The 329-nt window shown below is 51.4% G+C and carries 1 protein-coding gene; it reads right to left on the bottom strand.

Going from position 1 to position 329, the window contains the following annotated elements; genetic code table 11:
• A partial coding sequence (locus AB4585_RS27680; protein ID WP_372171956.1) for an iron-containing alcohol dehydrogenase occupies positions 1 to 302 on the bottom strand: 302 nt, incomplete at its 3' end.
• Positions 303 to 329: the final 27 nt, after the last annotated feature.

Raw genomic sequence — 329 nt, forward strand, 5'->3', positions numbered from 1 at the left:
GTAATCGCCCGTTTCTTTCGAGCTTGGTGATCACTAATTACCGCAGCCACCGTGCCTTCTGATCCTGTTCCAGAAGTCGTCGGTACGGCAATGACAGGGTAAACGGGTCTGTGCACCCTCATAAGGCCGAACAACTTACTCACATCCTTGTTTGTTTTGGCACTCGCCGAAATGGCTTTAGCGCAGTCCATCGGCGAACCACCGCCTACCGCTATGATTCCGTCACATCGGTTATCGATAAACAGACGTACTCCGTTTCTCACCTCATCAAAGCCTGGATCAGGCGCAACCTCGTCAAACAAGGTAAAGGGTAAGCCTGTTTGCTGAAG

It is taken from the genome of Vibrio sp. 10N.222.49.C9, from assembly GCF_041474985.1.
Lineage (GTDB): Bacteria > Pseudomonadota > Gammaproteobacteria > Enterobacterales > Vibrionaceae > Vibrio > Vibrio crassostreae_C.